The organism is Candidatus Stoquefichus massiliensis AP9 (assembly GCF_000455285.1).
GTDB classification, from domain to species: domain Bacteria; phylum Bacillota_I; class Bacilli_A; order Erysipelotrichales; family Coprobacillaceae; genus Stoquefichus; species Stoquefichus massiliensis.
Window position 1 is genome coordinate 15,702 of the sequence record NZ_HG005296.1, and the last position, 5,817, is coordinate 21,518.

Sequence of the window (5,817 nt, forward strand, 5' to 3'; positions counted from 1 at the left end):
AATCGCAATACTTAAATATTTCATAATATCCTCCTATAATTGTTTTGTTAAAGTCAATGCTTCCTCCACAATACCATCAATATTATAATATTTATATTGTGCCAATCTTCCCAACAAATAAAAATGTGAGAATGGTTTCACTAAATCTACATACTTTTGATGCATTGCCATATTTTCAGCATTCAATATCGCATAATAAGGAACCTGTTGATTATCTTTATAGACTTCTGGATATTCTTTAATGATTGTTGTTCCTTTAACATCTTGTCCAGTCAAATATTTAAATTCGGTAATACGTGTAAAATCTTCACTAACAGTATAATTGACAACTCCTTTAGACTGATAATAATCCTGATCATAATGTTCAAAGTCAAAACGTAATGAACGATATGGTAATTGACCTAAACGATTATCAAAGAATTCATCAATAGCTCCTGTGAAAATAATCTTTCCTGTAAATTCTTTTCCTAAATAATAAACCTTATGATTTTCAAAATCAAAAGTTAAATCATCTTTCGCATCACGATTTAAAATAACTTCAATATTTTGATGATCTAACATATTCTCAAAAAGTTTTGTATATCCTTCTGCTGGCATCCCCTGATATGGATCTTGAAAATAGCGATTATCATATGAAACCAATACTGGTACACGTGCAGTTACACTTTGATCAACTTCCTCAGGTTTTTGATTCCACTGTTTCATTGTATATTTTAAGAAAATATTTTCATATACATATTCAGCAACTTCCTGAATTCCTTGTGAAGAACTCTTTTGTAATTCTAAAATAGGTACTCTTGCATTTTTGCCATATGTATCAATCAATTCCTGTTTAAGCTGTTGTCCTTTTTCTTCACCAAATACAATCATTAGTGTATTCAAATTAAAAGGAATAGGAATAATCTTCCCATAAACATTTCCAACAACTTCATGACTATAATCATACCACTTTGTAAAACGTGACAAAAAATCATAAACCTCTTTATTAGAAGTATGAAAAATATGCGGTCCATATTTATGTACCAAAACACCATATTCATCATACTCATCATAACAGTTTCCACCAATATGATTCCTTTTTTCTATAATCTTAACTTTTTCTCCTCTTTCAGCTAAAACACGTGCCACTGTAGTCCCTGCAAAACCACAACCTATAATTAAAGTATCCACTTTCTCACCTCTAGTTTCTATCATATCATAATATTACAAAATTGAACATACACATTTATAAACTCGAATCAAAAAATATTGATGAAAGCAACGAAAATGGGATTACTTCTTGTACATTATCACGCTTACCAATAGCTTTTTCCATCCATATGACATCATGCCATGTATCAAATTTATATCCAACCTGATGAAAACAGCCAATCAATTCAAAGCCAAATTTTTGATGAAACTTTTCACTCTTTTCATTTGGATATGTAATACATGCATAAACATTTTGAATGTGCATCGCTTTCAAAATATCTATTAACTTTTCATATAATATCTTACCTACAGATTGTCCATGATAGTGTTCATCAATATAAATGGATAATTCACTATCCCATTGATAAGCATGACGTGTTCGATAAACCGATGCATAAGCATAACCAATAATCTGATTTTGTTCTATAGCCACCAAATAAGGAAATTTCTCTAATGTTTTCTTAATTCTATGAGTCATCTCTTCAACTGATGGAACATCATACTCAAATGTAATATTTGTTTTTTCTACATAGGGCGCATAAATTTCCTGTATGGCTTTTGCATCACTAACTTTTGCAACTCTTATATGCACATTTATCACCTCTAAAATCTTTTCAATTATACATCAAATATCGTATTGGTGCAATGTTACAATTCCAAAGATTTTCTAAAGAAAAAGAAACAAGTTATTTTTTTGTTTCTAATAGTTTTAAATATTCACTTTCATGAACTATTCTTAAATCTTGTCCTTGTTTCATTAATTGCAATGCTTTTTTTACTTTCTTATTTTCTTTACCAAATCTTACTTTATGATATCCTTCTTTACCAATAACCAAATAATTTGTTTGGGTACTCACTTGATGAGAAGGTAATGCACTCACTTGCTTGGTTTTCTCTTCTAAAATCTCTTTAGGCATTGATAGTTTACCTGTAAAACAAACAGATTGGTGATAAAGCAAAGCATCTTCTCTTTGAACCATATCTAATAATTGTGGTGCAATTTCAGCTGAAATAATATTACGATAATAATTATCTTTCATTTCACCAAATTCTAAGTGAAATTGTTGATGCAATTCTCTAATATTCTCACAATGCTCATGCTGAATCATTTCAATAAGTAATTGAGCACATGCCTTCGCATCATCTAGTGCCTGATGAGCACGAAACTCAAAACCAATCATTTTTGCTAATTCTTTTAAATTATATTTATGAAGATGAGGATAAACCAAATGAGCCAAAACATTCGTACATGACATATAGAGATGTGGATAAGGTATCTTATTTTGCTTACAAGCTGCCCTTAGATTCATCATATCTCCCTGTATATCATGTGATACAACAATCGTATTTTCGAAATATCCCTTAATATCTTCCCAAACTTCTAAAAAATTTCTTTCTTTATAAAGTGATTTAGGTTTAATCTGATGAACTTTATAGCGATAACTATCATAACTTAAATTTCTAGGCTTAATTAATGAATAATATGTAGAAATGACTTGCGTTCCTGCAAGTTCCACAATGCCAATAGCACAAATACTAGCAGGATCTTGATTTAAAACTTCAATATCAAATACTGTTATTCTTTCACTCATTGAATACCCACTGCCTTTTTTGCTAAAGAATCTGCCATTTCATTATAAAAATCACCACTATGTGCAAGTACTTTCATAAAAGTTATTTGAATATGCTGTCGACTTTTTTCAACAAACTTCTGATATGCAATTGTTCCAGGTTTATTAGCCTTCCAAATACGATTTGCCCATTTTTCAATACCTTCATAATCATAATAGATACAAACCAAAGGATATTGATGCTCAATCGCATATTCGATAGCCCTCTGTGCTCCAGCAATTTCTCCAGCTACATTACGCATAGTCACATACTCAGGATTATCACCTTTACCATAGTATTGAGCAACAACCTGCTGTCCATACAATAGTATACATCCATAGCCATATTGTTTGTTCTTTTGATTATAGCTCCCATCAACATAAGCAATTAATCCATCATTATCAATTGTCATTTTTGGACTCAAATCGAGAAATGCTTCTGCTTCATCTTTACTCGTAAAAGATTTATAGAGTGCTCCAGGAAAACCTTTTACTTGTTTTTCACATTCATTCCATGAAGAGAAGATTCCTATTTGTCTACCTTTTTTGACTGCATAAAATTTACTCATCATCAAAACCTCCATTCACCATTATAATGATAAATATCACTTTTGGCTAGTATAATTACAATTATATTGTGGTTAAATTCAATAATTGATATAATATGAAAAGAAAGGAAGTCAAATATGAAAGTAGAAAATAGATTTTTAAAATATGTAAGTTTTAATACTCAATCTGATCCTTATGCAACTTCATCTCCCTCTACAGCTAACCAAAAAGAATTAGCTGAATTTTTAGTCGAAGAAATGCGTATTTTAGGATTAGTCAATGTTCAAATGAGTGAATATGGTGTTGTTTATGGAACAATTCCTTCAAATAATAATCATCAGGGAGATGTCATTGGATTCATTGCACATATGGATACATCTCCAGATGCTAGTGGTGATCATATTCAACCACAAATCATTCGAAATTATGATGGTCATCGTATCATCTTAAATGAGAATATGATATTAGATCCTCAGGAATTTCCTGATTTAAAGAAAGTTGTAGGTCATGATATTATTGCGACTGACGGAACAACATTGTTAGGTGCTGATGACAAAGCAGGTATTGCAATCATTATGAGTATGGCAGAATACATGTTTAAACATCCTGAATTTAAACATAATGATATTCAAATTGCTTTTACTCCTGATGAAGAAGTAGGACGTGGTAGTCAACATTTTGATTTAAATATTTTTCAAGCTGATTATGCCTATACAATTGATGGTGGTGATATCAATGAATTCTATTTTGAAAATTTCAATGCCTATCAGGTATTAGTTGAAGTTACAGGAAAAAGTATTCATCCTGGTGCTGCCAAAAATAAGATGGTCAATTCATTAGAAGTTGCGATAGAATTTGATCAGTTATTACCACAAAACTGTCGTCCAGAATATACAGAAGGTTATGAAGGCTTTCATCATTTAAATCATATGCAGGGGTCTTGTGAAAAAACACGTCTTGAATATATTGTAAGAGATCATCATTTTTTGAAATTAAAAGAACAATTAAATGATTTTCATCGCATTCAAGCGTATTTGAATAGTTGTTATGGTTATGAATTAATTGATATAACAATGAATGAACAGTATCTCAACATGAAAGATATTTTAGTAGATCATCCACAAATTGTAGAACAAGTTGAACTTGCAATGAGAGATATAGGTCTGAATCCAACAATTGTTCCTATTCGTGGTGGAACTGATGGAGCAAGACTTTCTTATTTAGGATTGCCTTGTCCTAATATTGGAACAGGTGGATTTTATTGTCATGGACCTTATGAATTTGTATCTATTTCAATGATGAAAAAAGGTATTGAACTTTTGTTAAGATTACTACGAAACAATGTTTATTCCAAAGAAGATATGCCATTTTAATTGATAAATCTTTATTCCCTATAGTTCTTCTTTTTTTGAATATATATGTTAGAATGTAATAAAGGAAGTGATAAAGATGAGATGTTTATTTATAATTAATCCAAGTTCAGGAACGAAGACAATTCAAAAGAAACTAGATAAAATGATAGGTCAAATGATTTTACAACAAATTGTAAATCATGTAGATACCTTTTATACTCAAAAGAAAAATGATGCCTATCAAAAATGTTTATCTCTTCATAATAATGATTATGATTTTATCATTAGTGTGGGTGGTGATGGAACTGTTAATGAAATTATTAGTGGTCTTGTTGAAAATCAAACAGACATTCCATTAGCCATATTACCTGGTGGAACTGTTAATGATTTTGCTACTCATCTTAAACTTCCTCATACAACTGATGAATTTATTGAAATGATGAAGAAAAGACATATTATGAAAGTGGATATAGGAAAAGTTAATGATGGGTATTTTGCAAATGTGATTGCGGGTGGAATGTTTAGCGATATTAGTTTTCAAGTTAGTAAAGCTGATAAGGAACGTTTTGGTCCGTTAGCCTATTATGTTAGTGGTATTCGTCAGTTACCTACTCAACTGAATACATCTTTACATTTAAAAATAAAAACAGAAAAAGAGGAATTCGAAGAAGATGCACGTCTTTTTATGATAACAAATACTTCCCAAGTTGGTGGTTTTAAAGATATTACTCCACATGCTGATATTCAGGATGGAGAAATGGATTTATTGATTATTAGAAAATGTTCACCTGCTGATATGATTGCTATATTTAAAGATTATAAATTCAATCATCATGATAGAAATCCTTTTGTCAAATATGTACAAGCAGAAAGTATAACTATTGAATGTGATAAAGATATCATTTATGATGTAGATGGTGAAGAAGGAACAAGTTTTCCTATTCATGTATGTGTAAAAAAACAATCACTACAAGTGATTGTTCCATAAGAACCCTTGATGGGTTCTTTTTTATTGATATGGATTTTTTGGAATAATAATAGCTCCAACAAGATAAGCAAGTAATCCAGATCCCCATCCAAAGATTAAAACAACAGCAATCAATCTTACAATTGTT

At 30.4% G+C, this 5,817-nt stretch carries 6 protein-coding genes; 2 read left to right on the top strand and 4 right to left on the bottom strand.

Going from position 1 to position 5,817, the window contains the following annotated elements; translation table 11 throughout:
- Positions 1–33: 33 nt before the first annotated feature.
- The 4 genes from glf to BN350_RS16435 form a co-directional block, all read right to left on the bottom strand.
- Entirely contained in the window at positions 34–1,170 is a 1,137-nt protein-coding gene (gene glf / locus BN350_RS16420) for a UDP-galactopyranose mutase (RefSeq protein WP_028044565.1), read from the bottom strand.
- A 55-nt stretch (positions 1,171–1,225) separates the two neighbouring features.
- Positions 1,226–1,783 (bottom strand): GNAT family N-acetyltransferase, encoded by a 558-nt coding sequence (locus tag BN350_RS16425; protein WP_028044566.1) that lies wholly within the window; start codon positions 1,781–1,783, stop codon positions 1,226–1,228.
- Positions 1,784–1,877: 94 nt separating this feature from the next.
- Entirely contained in the window at positions 1,878–2,783 is a 906-nt protein-coding gene (locus BN350_RS16430) for an exonuclease domain-containing protein (protein WP_028044567.1), read from the bottom strand.
- On the bottom strand, positions 2,780–3,370 hold the full coding sequence (locus BN350_RS16435) for a ribonuclease H1 domain-containing protein (RefSeq protein ID WP_049945608.1): 591 nt from the start codon (positions 3,368–3,370) through the stop codon (positions 2,780–2,782). The genes BN350_RS16430 and BN350_RS16435 overlap by 4 nt, the downstream gene beginning before the upstream one ends.
- Positions 3,371–3,487: 117 nt before the next feature.
- Between BN350_RS16435 and pepT the strand changes: the two genes are divergently transcribed.
- A complete protein-coding gene (pepT, locus tag BN350_RS16440; protein ID WP_028044569.1) occupies positions 3,488–4,723 on the top strand; it encodes a peptidase T in 1,236 nt (411 codons plus the stop codon).
- Between the two features lie 76 nt (positions 4,724–4,799).
- On the top strand, positions 4,800–5,690 hold the full coding sequence (locus BN350_RS16445; protein WP_028044570.1) for a diacylglycerol/lipid kinase family protein: 891 nt from the start codon (positions 4,800–4,802) through the stop codon (positions 5,688–5,690).
- The last annotated feature ends 127 nt before the right edge of the window (positions 5,691–5,817 follow it).